We start from the raw sequence: 15,298 nt of genomic DNA, 5'->3' as shown, positions 1-15,298 counted from the left end.
TATTCAGATACGCTGTCGTTCTCTATTGATACAAATATGTGATTCTGAGGATATTCAAATCTTAAAGGGAGTGATTTCTAAAGATCACGTTCATATGCATTTAGAGTATCGTCCATCTCAAAAAGTAAGTGATTTAGTTAAGAAATTAAAAGGTAGAAGTTCTAGAAAGCTTCAAGAGGAATTTCCTGAATTGAAGCATAAATATTGGGGCAGACATTTTTGGGGTATTGGATATGGTTGTTGGAGTACTGGTAATATTACTGATGAAATGGTAAATGAGTATTTGGAGCATCATCGAAGACCAGATGATGGTAATGCAACGAATTTCATAATCGAGAAATGACCATTGGGTGACTTTAAGTCACGAGCCCGAACCTATGGACTTTAAGTCCATAGTGGTTCAGTTATTTTAAAATTATCTTTCTTTATCCGTTCTTGTTGCGGTTTTACTAATTATTTTCCATCCATCTTTTGTTTTTTTTAGTAAAAAAAGATCTATAAACCGATTTTTTCTTTCTGAAATTAAAATTTCTGCTTTTGCTATAGCAATGTCATGATGAATTTCTGTAGATAAAATATTGCCTATTCGTCCATTAAATTCCCCTTCCTTATTGTTTTTAAAAAAAGCTATATAATCATTAAGTGTTAATTTTTTAAATTCATCTCTAACAGTTAAGTATAAGGTTGCATCTACTGTAAAAGCACTTTCTAACATTTCTAATCTGTTGTAAGAACTTCCTTCTATATATTTTTTAAGGGTTTTTTTAACTAATTCTACATCCGATAATTTTTGAATACTATTCTGGCTAGGGTATAAACTCTCATAAAAAAGCCTATCATCACTTACAAAACTTTTATCATAGTTAATGACCCTGCTATAATCTCTATTCGTAAACGCTCTTATTTGTAATTCTTCTTTTGTAATATCTTGACTTTTTACTGCTCCTAAAAAAAATAGCGAAAATAATACTGTTGCTAATATATGTTTCATGATGATAGATTTAATTTTGATTTAGTTTGATAAATTGATAAGATTGAAATGCTAGAAGTAAAAAAGAAAGTTGTAACTTTTTTTTCACGATACTAGATTTTAAATCTCTTCAAAAGTATCAATGAAGTATTTATCATTTAAAATAAATAGACCAAATTACTTTTTAAGCTATCAGAAAGGGAACTATAATAGAATAGCTATTTTGTCTACCTAAACAAGCTATACTACAGCTTAAAAATCCATTCGGGCAATTTTTTTATACTATTCGGTTGTAGAATTGTATTTTAGCTAGCCATATGAACATTTTAAAAAATAAATATCCTCTTTTTAGTTCTATACTTTTTAAGCACTCACTGTTTTGGTTGTGTGTTTTTTTATATTTTATGCTTTCTTCTAATGTTACCAATTTTGAAGCAGGGTATATTCAGTTATTTCATTCTACATGCAAAATTATAATCCCCCAAATAATCACAGCTTATGTTTGTTTATTTATTTTAATTCCAAAGTTTTTAAATACAAAAAAGACTATTTTATTTATCTTTTGGTTAATTATTTTATTAGTTACAATGTTTGTTTTGTATGTTACTATTCATATGTATTTCTATGAACCAAAATATGTTCAATATTATAATGAAATTGCTAAAAAATATGCTGAAGATCCATTTTTAAAAAGGCTTTCTTCTTTTTCTGTTTTTTTAAGTAAATCCATTAAATTCTTAACCCCTACTGCGTTATTATTAATGGTTCAATTTTATAAAAATCAACAAAGATATCTTAAACTTAATGAGCAGAAAAAAATAGCAGAACTCACGGCTCTAAAGCACCAGTTAAATCCCCATTTTTTATTCAATACGATGAATAATTTATATGCTTTGGCCATCAAAAAATCGGATCAGACTCCAGAAGTAATCGAAAAATTATCTGACATTTTGGATTACATGCTCTATAGATGTAACGATATATTTGTATCGCTTCAAAAAGAGATTGAATTAATTGAGAATTATCTTTCTTTAGAAAAAGTTAGATACGGAAAACGTGTTCAGATTTCTTTTGAAAAGGATATTCAACAAGATGTAAGAATAGCACCATTAATATTATTAACTTTTATTGAAAATGCTTTTAAACATGGTGTGAGCCAAGAATTGAAAGAGGCATTTATTAGTATAAAAATTAGTTTTGAAGGGGATTATATTATTTTTAATATCAAAAACTCTAAATCAAAAACACATGTAGAAAAAAGTATTGATTGCATCGGATTAAATAATGTTAAAAAACAATTAGACTTATTATATTCTACAAACTATTCTTTAGAAATAAAGGATAAAAAAAAATCTTATGTATTAACTTTAAAACTGATTTCTAAATGATTTACAGATGCTTAATTATTGATGATGAAGAATTAGCTCGAGATTTAATAGAAACTCATTTAATGCAGTTATCTGGTTTTGAAATAGTTGGTTCTTGCGCTAGTGCAATTGAAGCAAGTGCTATTTTACAAGAACAAACTATAGATTTATTGTTTTTAGATATAGAAATGCCTGTTTTAAAAGGAATAGATTTTTTTAAAAATATACTCCAAAAACCAAAAGTAATTTTTACAACTGCATATCGTGATTATGCTGTAGATGGATTTGAATTAAATGCGGTTGATTATTTACTGAAACCTATTACGTTTGCTCGTTTTTTTATGGCAATAGAAAAATTTAAAGAACAACAATCTATATTCTTAAAAGAAAAAGAAACCTTTTCTAGTTCTACTCCCGCCATGACAAATGATCACTTTATTTTTGTGTCTAAAAATCGGAAAAAAGTAAAAGTTATTTTTGATGATATCTTATATATTGAAAGTTTAAAAGATTATGTGAAAATTCATTTAATGAATGAATCTCATACTATAAAGTATAGTATTACTGCTTTTAAAAAAGAGTTAGATTCTCGTTTTATTCGTATTCACCGATCTTATATAGTAAACCAGAATAAGATTACTGCTTATACAAAAAATGATATAGAAATTGGTGCTATTGAAATTCCAATAAGTAACAATTATAAAGAAAATTTAAGAGGCTTATAATTATATCACTACTCTCTAAACATCCTTGGCATTCTGTTTCTTTATAAGCTTAAGGGATGCACTTCTTCGTAAAAGAGTTTATATATTTGGATAACTATAGTATTTGTTTTTAATAACTAATAAAGTAGATAATTAGTAAATATAATTTATAATAATTATATCATTTATGGGAAAAAGTGTAATTATTTATGATATTGCATTATATGGATGAACTTAAAGAATCTAAAAGATTAATTAATTTTATTTCTAGCTGGGTAGATCTTTCACAAATAGATATAGAAGAACTACAACCTAAACTTTCTATAGAGATTTATGATAAAGGAGATATAATAGTTAAACAAGGACAAATTTGTAAATATTTAAAGTTTGTTATTTCAGGAATCTATAGAGTTTATCAATTAAAAAACGGAAAAGAGATTACTAGTTATTTTAATTATGAATCCAGAAATCCTTTGGTAGCTTCATTTGTAAGTCTTTTAAAAGGACAGCCAAGCAATGAAATTATTGAATGTATAGTTCCAGGTAAATTGATTTCAATTCCATATAGTGATTGGAAAAATTTATACAGCATAAGTTCATCTTTTAATACTTTTGGTAGATTAATAGCAGAATTCAATTACGTATTGGCAATAGAAAGAATAGAATCATTACAGTATCAAAGCGCTTCTGAGAGATATGATATTTTTATAAAATGCTATCCAAATTTACTTAATTTAATCCCACACCATTATATAGCTTCGTATTTAGGAGTTACTCCAGAGTCTTTGAGTAGAATTCGAAAAGTATCTATTAAAAAATAATCTTACCATACATCAATGCTCATCATCTATATTTCGAAGAACTTTGATTTACAAAAATCTTTAAATATTTTTTATGAGCAAGAGTACAGCTATACAAAATTTGCGCATCATAGAAATTGATAATTTTATCTCTGATGAAGAAATACAAACAATATTACAATCCAGAATAGAAAATTTTGAATCTGCTATAGGACATTATCCTAAGTATTATAGAAATAATGACCGTATTGTAGAGGATAATCCCTTATTATCTTCTATGCTTTTTAATAGGTTAAAAGATATAACCGCATTTAAAAAAGAGATAAAAGATAAGGTTATAGGTATAAATGAACGAATTAGATTTTGTAAATACCAAAAAGACCAATTATTTTCTAAACATCAAGATGGTACCTACTATCCAAGTAGTACTTCTGAATCTAAATTTACATTTTTATTATACCTTAATGGTGCCGAATGTTTTGAAGGAGGGTATACAGAGTTTTATACTTCCAAAATAGACGAACACCCTATAAAGACTATTATTCCTAAGAAAGGAAAATTAATTATTTTTGATCATAAAATATGGCATAAGGGAGCTTTGGTTACTCAAGGAAATAAATATATTCTTAGATCCGATATTATAATTGAAAAGCAAAACAAAACCACTCATCACGATGGATATATTTGGAACTTGCTAAAACTAAACGAAGACAGGTTTTTAAGTTGTGGAAGAGATACAAAAATAAAATTATGGAATACAGATCTTGAATTGCTAAATACTATTAGTATTCATTCTAAATCGATATTAAAAATGATTTGTTTTAACGAGTCTGAATTTATATCCTGTTCAAGAGATTTTACTATAAAAAGATGGGATTTATCGGGTAAAATTATATCGGTTATTCTTTTTGATGAAATGATCTTAAATATAAAAATAGACATCAATAAAAATATTATTGCAGTAGGAACAAGTGGTAAACTATATGTGTTAAATTCAGATTTAAATATACTAAAAACAATAAAAATTCATGAAGGTTGGATATGGGGGTTATCTATTAAAAGTGATAACACTATTATTACTTGTAGTGAAGATAATACTGTAAATGAAACAAATATAAGATTGGGAGTTACTAAATGTATTTATACTCATGATCAACCATTATTTTGCTTAAGTACATTAATAAATAATATAATCTATATTGGATCAAAGAATGGAATACTACTTAAATTTTTTATGAACACTAAAAAAATAAATAAAATTAAAGTGCATAATGATATTATTAGATCAATTATTTGTCATAACGAAAGGATTATAACTTGTGGAGAAGATAATAAAGTAATTCTAACCGATAAAAAATTATATAAAACGGAAGAAATGCTTAACTCAGATAACTTTATCCAAGATATAGCTATATTAAAAAATAGAATTTATGGAGCTGGATATAATGGGGTTATTACTACTAAAAAGATATAATACGATTTACGAATAAAAATCTCGCATATAATCGCATTCTTTTTCTACTATATTTTCTTCATAAAATGAAACAATAGCTATGACTATTCTTTAATTTGATTCATCAATCTAGCGAAAAACCTTTGCAATTATTTATACGTAATTCTCATCCGTAAATCGTATAATACCTGATTCTATATATCTTTTATATTCTGTTAACAAGTTGATTAAGATATGGAAAAAGTTGTAATAAAAAAGCCCATCACTAGTGATGGGCTTTTTTTTAAACTTGAAAGTATATGTATTAGATAACTTTAACGTTCACTGCGTTTAATCCTTTGTTACCTTCTTGTAGATCAAATTCAACTTCATCGCCTTCACGAATTTCGTCTACTAATCCAGAAATGTGTACAAAGTGATCTTTGTTAGCACCTTCTTCAGTGATAAATCCAAAACCTTTAGCATCATTGAAGAATTTTACTGTTCCTTTATTCATTGTAATGTAATTAAAATTTATTATAAAATTTGAATTGCAAATATAAGGCTATTAATTTGATATATAGTTAATTAATTCATTTTTTAAATAAAAATATAAAAATAGACTAAAAAACCAGAGATTATAATTCTATACTCCACCTATTTACAGATTCTTTTAGATATTTTTTATGCTTCTAATCGTTTTCTAATCTCAGACAGATTATCTTCTATAATCAATTTACCATCGATAAATATGGTTTTTAAAAGACCTTCTTTCTCTTCCTTTTGTGTTACCTGATCTTTAAAAGTAATTTGCCCATTATCTTGATATAACTGAATTAATCCTTTAGCAGATTTTTTAGTTCCATCATCAGTAATAGGATCTTTAAAGATTTCTCTACCTACTCCATCCACTTCGACATATGTTGCTTTCATTGCAAACCCAAATGTATCTCTGGTATTGTATTGGTAGGTAAAACTTCCTATTCCTAAAACTACATTAGTAGATGCAAAACCTTTTTCTTTAAGGCGTTCGCATATTTGTGTTGCTCTGTCTATAGTAATACTATCGCCATAGATTGCTCCTATTTTAGGATTTAAAAATTTGTAGCCTTGTTTGTTAATTGTTCCTCCAAATTCCTCCCAAAGTAGTTCTATAACTCCTTTTGCAACGATAGGGTTATCGTGTTTGCATCCACAAATAATATCTACAGGATCTCCAGAATCTGGACGAATCACTAATTTTCCGTCACGACTCAGAATTTCTTCTTTTAATTTAGGAAGATATTCGGTTAATACTTTCCATAAATCCCAAGTATCAGATACTACAGACAAAATCCCTGTTGGATAGGTATGTAACAATCTTTTAAACGTACCAATCTCATCGTCTTTGCTACCAGCGCACATTACACTATGTTCTGTAGCATTTACACTACCAATAACAAGTTCTTTCGTTACATCTGTATTATAAAAATTTTCGAATGCTTTAGCTACCGGAAGTGTGTCACTACCAGAAAAAGAAAGTGCATGCCCCATACCACTTAAAATAGAAGACTCGGTACCAGACATTCCTCTCATAGAGAAATCATGACCTTGCCAAGTAACGAATCCTACATTATCAATATCTGTTTCTGAAGCATATTTGGTTAGTATTTTTCTATACTGTTTAGCAATAGTTGCAGAGGTACATGGTTGCCAAATTATATTAGACAATAAAGTTTCCAGATAATTAGTTAACCAAAAAAACTCTGGTTTTGTATTTACCAAGGTAAACATAGGTACTCTAATAGGTACTTCTGTTCCTTCTGGAATAGCTTTGATTTCGATAGGTAAATATCCTAAATCGTGTAAATCTTCTATATGTGAAGTATTGTAATCTACTCCTAAGTAATGATCTACATATTTTTTATATTCTGTTACCACTTCCTTTTTTGGTTGATTAAAAAACTCTTCATTAAATTGTTTAATCAAATATTCTTTAATTAAGTACTGTAGCCCAAAAAACACTACGCTATCTACCCCTTCTATTCTACTTTTTCTAGGTGTCCAATTAGAATATACAAGTGTTGTCTGATCAGGATATTGCTCTTTATGACCTAATTTATAACCGTCTGTTAATAGTAGTGGATTCATATTAATTTTATTTTGCGTTATTTATACGCAAATATAAATTATTTTTATTAAAAAAACATTAGAATTAGATAAAATATTATTTAATATTTTATCCTTAATCTTCTGAATTGTACTTTTTTTCCATATAGGTAGAAAATATTTCCTGAAAATTCTCTAACGTAGCCTTTTCTTCTTTGAGAATTTTATTATTTTTAAATATTTGATAATAGCTATCTTTTTGACTACCCAAAAACCTAATTCCATCTTTTATTTTTCCATCTTGATCTGAAACAAAGCCACCTATAATCATCGTATTTTCGGTTGTGTTTCTTTCTATATCCCTAGAGTTATTGTTCGAAACCATATCCTTTAATAAAGTATTAAAAATATCCAAAAGATTATTTAGATTATAAGCTTCTAATCTATTAAAAATTTCCATTATTTCTCTGGCTTCTTGATACATAAGATCCGATTCGTCATTATTCTTATAAGACCTCCCTTTTATAATACCATCCTCTTTATAAATTCGTATAGTACTATTAACTGGAAACTTACTGGTATTAGGCTCAATATTTTGTGATCTGGCTAGCACTGAGTCTTTTTTATACAACTCTGTTGATATAAAGTTATTTTTTGAAAGAAGTTTTATACTATACTCTTCATTTCTTATGGATAGAATTTCTAATGTATCTTTTTCTAGTTTAAAAATAAGTCGGTTATAATAGTGTACTGCAAAAACATCTACATAAAATCCTGTATGCTTACCATCCTTATATTGTTCTACTAATATTCCATCTTTTATATAATGGTATTTTACACCATCAAATATTTTTTCGTTTTTGTATATAGATTTTTTGTTTAATTCTATTCGAGAATTTCCGTCAAATTTATTCTCTTTTAACATTTGCAATACATCAAAAGAATAATTGTATTTCTTGATCCCATCTTCATAATAATCTACTGTAAATAATTCTTGATCCCCATCTTTAAAATATCCTTGGTATGGTTTATCATTTTTATAAACACCTTCGTATACATTCATAGGATGCGCTATAATACTATAAGAACTATCTTTTTTTATGGATTTCATTTCTTGTGCACTAGTATTATTAAATTTACAAAGTATTAAAAGAATGATTAAAGATTTGTAAATAAAGAAGTTATTTTTTTTGTTATACGATAAATTCATAATATGTAAAAAAACTTTGGTTAGTAGGTATAAAAAACGAAATTAATAGTATTTACACTCTTAAAACCCCCAGTTTACCGTTAAATTTTGGAAATGATTTTTGTTACAGTACAATACTATAAGAATATTGATTTAGTTTCTTCCTCTTTCGGTAGCATATAGAGAAGGTAAAGGGTCACTTTGCCAAAACTGTTTCGTATCGATATCTATAATAGATAATTTTCCTGTAAAAGCAGCTCCTGTGTCTATATTCCAAACATTTATGCCTTGCATTGGGATATCTGAATCATAGTGTAATGTAGGTGTATGTCCTATATAAATCTCAGAATAAAGCTTTAATCTATTGGGGTAAAGGGCAGAATTTTTTTCTACTTTTTTATCCATAACGATAGCCATTTCCCATAATGTTCTATCCCATCTGTAATTGGTAAGATACACCTCATTTTCTGGTCCTTTCATAGAGGAAAAACCTGCATGAATGAATAGTCTGTTTTTAGAATCTACATAATAATTTTTAAGTTCTTTAAAAAAGACAACATGTTCCTCTATCATATATTCACTATTTACATAAGATTCTATAGTTTCTTTTCCTCCATTTCTATACCAAACAGGGTTATCCTTATCAAAATCCAGCAACCATTCATGGCACCAAACGTCATGATTTCCTTTTATAAAAATGCATTTTTGTTTTTGATTAAGTTCGATAAGATACTGAACCAATTGCGCAGATTCACTCCAACCATCTACATAATCTCCTAGAAATATCAAGGTGTCTTTTGAGGTTACTTTTGCTCTTTCAAATACTTGAAGTAAAGCTTTAAGTCCACCATGTATATCCCCTATTACTAAAGTTCTCATTCGATTAGTTTATTACTTAGTTTGTTGTCTAATTCTATCAAATAATCTTTGCCAAATGTATCGTTTTTAAAGTCCTTATATAACCAATTGGGTAAATCATAAATGGTATCTTTGCATAAACTTAAAATAGCTAAAGATAAAGAAGCGACCGTATCTGTATCTCCTCCAAGATCAACTGCCTCTATCAAACAAGAGCTCATACTTTTATGATCCAAAATTAAAGCAATAACGGTATTAACTGTCGGTAATGCTTCCATTTTTAAAGTAGATGTTCTTATAAAATCAAAATGTTGAGAAAGAGTAACTTCTAAATACTCTATTAAGTGTTTTTTACTTCCTTTTTTATAAAGAAAATAGTGCGCTGCTAAAGCTATAATTTTAGAAGAAAGAATACCTTCTTTTGTATTATGTGTAATAATAGCTTGTTGTTCTGACTTTTCAAGTATTACATCCTCTCTTTTATATATTCCTATTGGATAACTTCGCATAGCTGCTCCATTACGATTACTATTAGGATGTAAAACCTCTAATAACTCTTTTCCAGAACTCACTTGTTCTAAAATAGTGTAAAACCTTGAAGAATATCCCTTTCTGGGATCACGTTTAAATACTTCAACAAATTTATCTGCGATACTTAATTTTGACCACTCTTTTGTTTCTAAAATTAATTCTGTAATAGCAATTGCCATTTGAGTGTCATCTGTATATGTACCATAAATAGATGCATATCTTGGATGTTTTCGGTATTCTTTTAATGTATTATATACTAGTATATCATTAGCATCTGCAAATTCAAAACCTGCTCCATATGCATCTGCCAGACCTGCTTCTAATATCATAATTTATATTTTTGCTATTATACTAAATAAGTGTCTTTTGATCTGTCTTTATCCCAATTTGATTAAGATACGTATTAAAATCCTTAGCAATTTCTGTTACATATTCTATACCTTCTACCGATTCTATCATAAATTCTGGAATACTTAACAATCCTGTTTTTCCAGACATTATCCCTGTGGTAATCGAAGCTACAGAATCTACATCTCCTCCTAAATAAACAGATTTTTGTAATGCATCTATAGCATTTATGGATTCTTTAAGAATATATAATACACAACCTGCGGTATATTTAGAATCTGATGGCATGCCGTATATTCCTGATAAAAAATAAGGTTTTTCAATTGGTTGAGACCCACATAATCGAACAAAATCCTTATCCGTAAAGTCTTCGTACTTACCTAAATGGTCTATATCTTTTAAGTACGTTTTATATTCTTTATTTAGAGGTATGGTATCTATGCAATATTTAATTACTTTTTTTGGATCTTCTTTTTTAATACATATAAACTCAGTCGCTCTTGCAATACATTGGCTAGATATAACCGCATTTATATTGGGGTGTGTGGCATTTGCATTAATGGCAGCGTATTCATTTATCTTATTTTCTGTAATCAACCCTAAAGGAAGGGATCGCATTGCTGGTGCATTGCCAGGGTTACTTCTGGTTCTTTGAAAATCCCTTACTTCTTCTATTGTTTTATCTCCAGAGTAATACCAACTCATAGATCCATGACCATTTCTACCAAAACCTTTTTCTCTTATACCTTTTTCATATTCTTCTTTCCATTTTTTGATCAATAGTTCTTCAGTAAACGTATCTTTTGACATCAAAGCTTTTAGAACTCCAATAGTCATTTCTGTATCATCAGTATAATCCCAAGGGGTATAATTTTTTGTAAAGATTTCTTTTTTGTCTTTAGCTACTACTATTTGATTTCTTACATTAACAAAAGTAGTGAAATCTACATTTTTGCGTATCCAGTTTCGATCCTGAAACTCTACTCCTGCACCAAATGCATCTCCTATTGCTAACCCTATAAGTATATCTTTGATAATCATTTAAACCCTATATATTCTGGCAAAACTATATCTGTAAGCCATACTCCGTTATCGGATTGAAAAAAATTAATTCCTTTTTTGTGCATCTCACCAGATCGAATGGTTAAAACAATAGGTTTTCCTCTTCGGGAAGCTACTTTTATAGCAGTTTCTCGTTCTTCACTAAGATGTACATGGTGTCTATTCATTTTCAAAAGTCCTTTTTGTTTAATAACATCCATGAATTTAGCTACGGTACCATGATATAAAAATTCTGGTGGTTGTGTTGGTTCGTATTCTAAATCTACAGATACAGAATGTCCTTGATTGGCTCTTATTTTAGTTTCTTCATTATTAAAAGCAAAGCGTTTTTTATCGTTGGTTTCTACGATTTCTTTTAATAGTTTTATATCTAATTTTGGTTGATGTTTTTGTGTTTTACCAAGCAACTCATTAACATCTGCCCAACCGTTTTCATCTAATTGTAATCCAATTTTATCTGGATTGTGCCTTAAAATAAGACTTAAAAATTTACTTATGTGTTTATTATTTGGTTTCATTTATCCTTAATTTCATACATTATATCACTACGCAATACATATTTTACACCTTCAATAATAGGAATACTTTCGTGTTTTTGTTCATGAATAAAACAGAGCGCTTTTCCTTGTTGTGGTTGTATTGTAGCTTCATCAAATTTTGTTTCTCCTCCTTTATAATTATCATTTAAATATATCATAAAAGTGATTCTACTTTCTTCGTGATTTCTTCTAAAACACCCGTCTATATGTCTTTTAAATTTTTGTCCTGTATTATATTTATAGAACCTAAATCTCTTATTTAAACCAGTTAATAGTGAATCCTCTATCTTTGTTGGGCAAAATGGAGTTAGTTTTTTCCAAATACTATCCTTAAAATTAATATCTTCATAAATCAAACGGTAATTATTTCTTATATTTTTCATCATCTTGGCTCCCGAAGCAAGTCCTACATCTGCTTCATCATACCCCTTGTTTTCACTAAATGAAATAAGATCTTGGCATTCTTTCTGAGAAAGAAAGTTTTCAATAGTCCAAATTCTATCTGTTATCGTTTGAAGTATCATTATTGTTTCTTTTAAAAGTTATATACTCAACTCATCTCTGACTTCCATTAAGGCAAATCCTAATAGATTATTTCCTTTCCACAAATTAGGGTTTTGTGCATTTTTATTATCCTGTGCCATACCAATCCCCCAAATGTTATCATTTGGACTTGCTTCTACAATGATTTCTTGTTTAGTACTTAGCAAAAACTCTGCGAGATCTTTGTGTTGTGAAAACTTATGTAAGTTTCCTTGTTTTACAATTTTATATTTATGTGCATCCCAAATCTTAGGATCGAAATTTTTAATTTTTCTTCCCAACTTTTTAGCTTCCATAGGGTGAGAAACTTTAATAATTTCATCTAAAATCGTATGATCCTTAAATAGTCTTGCCTTTTCTGCCATCATCCAATGTTCCGCGGTTTTATAAGTAACTCCTTTTACTTCAAAATTAGATTGCCACCATTGACTAAAACAACTTTTACCGATACTACCGTCTTTATTTGGTGTATGTCCCCAAAAGAACATAAATTTTATATTTTCTTCTTGGTTGAATTGTTTCTGTGTTTGTTCTATATTATATTTCATGACAAACTTTTATTAAATTTTTTTAGTAATTCTTCTATATCTTCAAATTTGGCTAATTGAAATTTCCATGTTTCAGGAATAGTATTATAGCCATAATATAATCCTGCTAAACCACCTGTTATGGCTCCTGTAGTATCTGTATCACCACCTAGATTTACTGCTTTTAGTACCGATTCTTCATACGAGTCTGATGTTAATAAACACCATAATGAAGCTTCTAATGAATGTAAAACATATCCCGAACTCTGTATAGAATCTTTGCTTTCTTCAAAAATATTTCCTTTTAATATTCTATGAAACAGATCTATCTCTATAGGGTTGAAATCCATTTTATAAGCAAATTCTAGTAATGGTTTCTTCATGTTTTCATACGCTACAAATTTATCTTGGCCTTGTAAAAGGAGTAATGCATATTCTACATATATAAAACAGGAAAAAACCGATCTAAAATGTGCATGCGTAATAGAGGATACTTCTTTTATCTTTTGATACCTTTTATTACTATCGGTTTCTTTTTGCAAAAAAAACACTAATGGTAATGTCCTCATTAAGGAACCATTACCATTATCGGTTTCAAACATGTTTCCTGAATATTTTCCTGATTCTCCTTTTAAAACTCTATCGAGAGAATATCGGGTGCTCCCGCCAATATCAAATACTTCGTTATGTGCTCCCCAATATCCATTTGTATACCATTTGGCGAAGGTTTTTGCTATATCCTCAACGTCGTAATCTTTTATCAAACTATCCACCAGACATAGTGTTAATGATGTATCATCAGACCATGTTCCTGGAGGTTGGTTCCAACACATGTACCCCATAAAATCAGTAACAGGCTGTTTCTTTAAAAACTCTCGTGATTTAAATTCTACCGGAACTCCCAACGCATCGCCTACTGCTACCCCAAAAATCCCTCCTTTTATATTGTCTAACAACGATTTCATTTTAATTTTTTCTTTACCTCGTCAATTAATTCTTCCAAATTATTTACTTGATCGACCTTATATCGTTCACACACAATATCTACATTTCCTTTTCTCCAAAATCCTTTTGGGCAACAGACAAGTAGTTTTCCACTTTTGGCAAATAATCCTAACTCTAATAAGGATATTGGTGATTTAGTAGCCGGATCAAAATACATAATAATTCTATCTGCTTGTTCTAAAGCATCTAATTCCCACGTAACTTGTTCCTTAAACTTAGGGTTTTCTATCTCTTGTTTCCAGGAAGTATCCCAACTTAATCTCCTAGGATTTAGTAAAATTCCTTTTTCATTCGATAGGTTTTCTATAACCATATCTTGCCATTTTGTAGCTGTATCTCCTTCTATGCTTCCTGCTAAAAAAATACTATATTGATTATTTATAGTTAATTCTTCTGGTGCTTTTATTACATTCATTTTACAACTGGTATCTGTACTACTCCTTCTTCATTAATATTTCTAAAAGAATTAGTAGTGAACACGGTATCAAATAGTTGTGTTAAACTATCCAATCCTTTACTAAAGATACCGTGACTAACCACTAAACTTAATTTTCCTGCATTTTTTTCTTTTAGAGCTTGTGCTAACCCTAAAAAAGTACCTCCACCATCACATATATCATCTACGATCACACAATGTTTTCCTTGTAGATCTTCTTCATAAACTCTAAAACCGGATAGGGCTCCTGTTTTTACATCTCGTTTTTTAGAACATTCTACTACTTCGATACCTCCTAGATATTCTGAAACTTTATAGATTTTTTTTAATGCACCACCATCTGGAGATATCAATATAACTTCTTCTTTTATGGTTTCTAAACACTGTTTTACAAAATCGTAATTCTGGATCACCTTTGCATTATTTAATACTGCTGGTGTTACCTCAGAGTGTGGATCAAAAACAGTAATTTGATTATACCCTTGTGCATTTAGGATATCTGCGTACACCTTTACAGACAGGGATTCTCCCGACACCATTACTCTATCTTGTCGTGCAGCAGGAAAATAAGGTATAAACAGATTAATGATCTTTACGTCCATTCTTTTAAGTGCATCTGTAGCAACTAATACTAATCCAAAATCATTAAATGAGTTAATACGATGGGTTATAGTAACTTCTTCTCCTATATTTTGGTCTTTTATTTTTATATGTGGTTCTCCCCCATTAAAAACAAATGCTTCAAAATCTATAGATGTAGTATATGGTGCAAACGATGGGTCAAGATGTAGATATTTCATAATTGTGTTATTTTTACGCAAATTTAAAATACTTTATGTATTCCACCAAATTATTTTGCGTAAAAAAAACAATAAATAAGCCTACAAACTATTTTTGGG

18 protein-coding genes are annotated in these 15,298 nt (G+C 28.9%); 5 read left to right on the top strand and 13 right to left on the bottom strand.

What is annotated here, in order from left to right; translation table 11 throughout:
- Window positions 1-343: IS200/IS605 family transposase (gene tnpA / locus H527_RS0111615; protein ID WP_027412878.1), on the top strand; the 343-nt coding region annotated here is incomplete at its 5' end.
- A 72-nt stretch (window positions 344-415) separates the two neighbouring features.
- Here tnpA and H527_RS0111610 read toward each other — a convergent pair.
- Complete coding sequence (locus tag H527_RS0111610) at window positions 416-991, bottom strand: nuclear transport factor 2 family protein (protein ID WP_027412877.1); 576 nt, start codon at window positions 989-991, stop codon at window positions 416-418.
- 566 nt (window positions 992-1,557) lie between these two features.
- On the opposite strand from H527_RS0111610, the gene H527_RS21940 reads away from it, so the two are divergent.
- The 4 genes from H527_RS21940 (at window position 1,558) to H527_RS23155 (ending at window position 5,315) form a co-directional block, all read left to right on the top strand.
- On the top strand, window positions 1,558-2,358 hold the full coding sequence (locus H527_RS21940) for a sensor histidine kinase (protein ID WP_162143817.1): 801 nt from the start codon (window positions 1,558-1,560) through the stop codon (window positions 2,356-2,358).
- Window positions 2,355-3,062 carry a LytR/AlgR family response regulator transcription factor gene (locus H527_RS0111600; RefSeq protein WP_027412876.1) on the top strand — a complete coding sequence of 236 codons (708 nt, stop codon included), beginning with the start codon at window positions 2,355-2,357 and terminating at the stop codon, window positions 3,060-3,062. The genes H527_RS21940 and H527_RS0111600 overlap by 4 nt, the downstream gene beginning before the upstream one ends.
- Before the next feature lie 188 nt (window positions 3,063-3,250).
- Window positions 3,251-3,862 carry a Crp/Fnr family transcriptional regulator gene (locus tag H527_RS0111595; protein WP_081414600.1) on the top strand — a complete coding sequence of 204 codons (612 nt, stop codon included), beginning with the start codon at window positions 3,251-3,253 and terminating at the stop codon, window positions 3,860-3,862.
- A 73-nt stretch (window positions 3,863-3,935) separates the two neighbouring features.
- The gene (locus H527_RS23155) at window positions 3,936-5,315 is read left to right on the top strand and encodes a 2OG-Fe(II) oxygenase (protein WP_051316733.1); all 1,380 of its coding nucleotides are present in this window, start codon (window positions 3,936-3,938) and stop codon (window positions 5,313-5,315) included.
- A 283-nt stretch (window positions 5,316-5,598) separates the two neighbouring features.
- Here the strand turns inward: H527_RS23155 and H527_RS0111585 are convergent, their stop codons facing one another.
- The 12 genes from H527_RS0111585 to prs all read right to left on the bottom strand — a co-directional run bounded on the left by H527_RS0111585 (window position 5,599) and on the right by prs (window position 15,199).
- On the bottom strand, window positions 5,599-5,790 hold the full coding sequence (locus H527_RS0111585) for a cold-shock protein (protein ID WP_027412874.1): 192 nt from the start codon (window positions 5,788-5,790) through the stop codon (window positions 5,599-5,601).
- A 167-nt stretch (window positions 5,791-5,957) separates the two neighbouring features.
- The gene (locus H527_RS0111580; RefSeq protein ID WP_035087980.1) at window positions 5,958-7,403 is read right to left on the bottom strand and encodes a nicotinate phosphoribosyltransferase; all 1,446 of its coding nucleotides are present in this window, start codon (window positions 7,401-7,403) and stop codon (window positions 5,958-5,960) included.
- Window positions 7,404-7,497: 94 nt separating this feature from the next.
- Complete coding sequence (locus H527_RS0111575; protein WP_155837875.1) at window positions 7,498-8,472, bottom strand: hypothetical protein; 975 nt, start codon at window positions 8,470-8,472, stop codon at window positions 7,498-7,500.
- A gap of 231 nt (window positions 8,473-8,703) precedes the next feature.
- Window positions 8,704-9,429 carry a metallophosphoesterase gene (locus H527_RS0111570; RefSeq protein WP_027412871.1) on the bottom strand — a complete coding sequence of 242 codons (726 nt, stop codon included), beginning with the start codon at window positions 9,427-9,429 and terminating at the stop codon, window positions 8,704-8,706.
- A complete protein-coding gene (locus H527_RS0111565; RefSeq protein WP_027412870.1) occupies window positions 9,426-10,268 on the bottom strand; it encodes an ADP-ribosylglycohydrolase family protein in 843 nt (280 codons plus the stop codon). Before H527_RS0111565 ends, H527_RS0111570 begins: the two co-directional genes overlap by 4 nt.
- A 22-nt stretch (window positions 10,269-10,290) precedes the next feature.
- Entirely contained in the window at window positions 10,291-11,328 is a 1,038-nt protein-coding gene (locus H527_RS21930; protein ID WP_051316732.1) for an ADP-ribosylglycohydrolase family protein, read from the bottom strand.
- Window positions 11,325-11,867 carry an RNA 2'-phosphotransferase gene (locus tag H527_RS0111555; protein WP_027412869.1) on the bottom strand — a complete coding sequence of 181 codons (543 nt, stop codon included), beginning with the start codon at window positions 11,865-11,867 and terminating at the stop codon, window positions 11,325-11,327. The genes H527_RS21930 and H527_RS0111555 overlap by 4 nt, the downstream gene beginning before the upstream one ends.
- The gene (locus H527_RS0111550; protein ID WP_027412868.1) at window positions 11,864-12,412 is read right to left on the bottom strand and encodes a 2OG-Fe(II) oxygenase; all 549 of its coding nucleotides are present in this window, start codon (window positions 12,410-12,412) and stop codon (window positions 11,864-11,866) included. The genes H527_RS0111555 and H527_RS0111550 overlap by 4 nt, the downstream gene beginning before the upstream one ends.
- 18 nt (window positions 12,413-12,430) lie before the next feature.
- Window positions 12,431-12,979: a riboflavin biosynthesis intermediates N-glycosidase gene (ybiA, locus tag H527_RS0111545; RefSeq protein WP_027412867.1), complete on the bottom strand. Its 549-nt coding sequence runs from the start codon at window positions 12,977-12,979 to the stop codon at window positions 12,431-12,433.
- Complete coding sequence (locus H527_RS0111540) at window positions 12,976-13,923, bottom strand: ADP-ribosylglycohydrolase family protein (RefSeq protein ID WP_027412866.1); 948 nt, start codon at window positions 13,921-13,923, stop codon at window positions 12,976-12,978. The genes ybiA and H527_RS0111540 overlap by 4 nt, the downstream gene beginning before the upstream one ends.
- On the bottom strand, window positions 13,920-14,378 hold the full coding sequence (locus H527_RS0111535; protein WP_027412865.1) for a nucleoside 2-deoxyribosyltransferase domain-containing protein: 459 nt from the start codon (window positions 14,376-14,378) through the stop codon (window positions 13,920-13,922). The genes H527_RS0111540 and H527_RS0111535 overlap by 4 nt, the downstream gene beginning before the upstream one ends.
- Window positions 14,375-15,199, bottom strand: a complete 825-nt coding sequence (prs, locus tag H527_RS0111530; RefSeq protein WP_027412864.1) for a ribose-phosphate diphosphokinase — start codon at window positions 15,197-15,199, stop codon at window positions 14,375-14,377. The genes H527_RS0111535 and prs overlap by 4 nt, the downstream gene beginning before the upstream one ends.
- Between the last annotated feature and the right edge of the window lie 99 nt (window positions 15,200-15,298).

It is taken from the genome of Aquimarina muelleri DSM 19832 (assembly GCF_000430665.1).
GTDB classification, from domain to species: Bacteria; Bacteroidota; Bacteroidia; order Flavobacteriales; family Flavobacteriaceae; genus Aquimarina; species Aquimarina muelleri.
Note: the sequence above shows the minus strand (reverse complement) of the source record. Positions and strands in the feature narration are given on the sequence as shown.

What these genes read in the sequence shown, in the direction of transcription:
- H527_RS0111595 (WP_081414600.1), top strand. Translation starts at nt 3,251, where the DNA reads ATGATATTGCATTATATGGATGAACTTAAAGAATCTAAAAGATTAATT.
- prs (WP_027412864.1), bottom strand. Translation starts at nt 15,199, where the DNA reads ATGAAATATCTACATCTTGACCCATCGTTTGCACCATATACTACATCT.
- H527_RS21940 (WP_162143817.1), top strand. Translation starts at nt 1,558, where the DNA reads ATGTTTGTTTTGTATGTTACTATTCATATGTATTTCTATGAACCAAAA.
- H527_RS0111575 (WP_155837875.1), bottom strand. Translation starts at nt 8,472, where the DNA reads ATGAAATCCATAAAAAAAGATAGTTCTTATAGTATTATAGCGCATCCT.
- H527_RS0111585 (WP_027412874.1), bottom strand. Translation starts at nt 5,790, where the DNA reads ATGAATAAAGGAACAGTAAAATTCTTCAATGATGCTAAAGGTTTTGGA.
- H527_RS23155 (WP_051316733.1), top strand. Translation starts at nt 3,936, where the DNA reads ATGAGCAAGAGTACAGCTATACAAAATTTGCGCATCATAGAAATTGAT.
- H527_RS0111610 (WP_027412877.1), bottom strand. Translation starts at nt 991, where the DNA reads ATGAAACATATATTAGCAACAGTATTATTTTCGCTATTTTTTTTAGGA.
- H527_RS0111535 (WP_027412865.1), bottom strand. Translation starts at nt 14,378, where the DNA reads ATGAATGTAATAAAAGCACCAGAAGAATTAACTATAAATAATCAATAT.
- H527_RS0111580 (WP_035087980.1), bottom strand. Translation starts at nt 7,403, where the DNA reads ATGAATCCACTACTATTAACAGACGGTTATAAATTAGGTCATAAAGAG.
- H527_RS0111540 (WP_027412866.1), bottom strand. Translation starts at nt 13,923, where the DNA reads ATGAAATCGTTGTTAGACAATATAAAAGGAGGGATTTTTGGGGTAGCA.
- H527_RS21930 (WP_051316732.1), bottom strand. Translation starts at nt 11,328, where the DNA reads ATGATTATCAAAGATATACTTATAGGGTTAGCAATAGGAGATGCATTT.
- H527_RS0111600 (WP_027412876.1), top strand. Translation starts at nt 2,355, where the DNA reads ATGATTTACAGATGCTTAATTATTGATGATGAAGAATTAGCTCGAGAT.
- H527_RS0111570 (WP_027412871.1), bottom strand. Translation starts at nt 9,429, where the DNA reads ATGAGAACTTTAGTAATAGGGGATATACATGGTGGACTTAAAGCTTTA.
- H527_RS0111550 (WP_027412868.1), bottom strand. Translation starts at nt 12,412, where the DNA reads ATGATACTTCAAACGATAACAGATAGAATTTGGACTATTGAAAACTTT.
- H527_RS0111565 (WP_027412870.1), bottom strand. Translation starts at nt 10,268, where the DNA reads ATGATATTAGAAGCAGGTCTGGCAGATGCATATGGAGCAGGTTTTGAA.
- ybiA (WP_027412867.1), bottom strand. Translation starts at nt 12,979, where the DNA reads ATGAAATATAATATAGAACAAACACAGAAACAATTCAACCAAGAAGAA.
- H527_RS0111555 (WP_027412869.1), bottom strand. Translation starts at nt 11,867, where the DNA reads ATGAAACCAAATAATAAACACATAAGTAAATTTTTAAGTCTTATTTTA.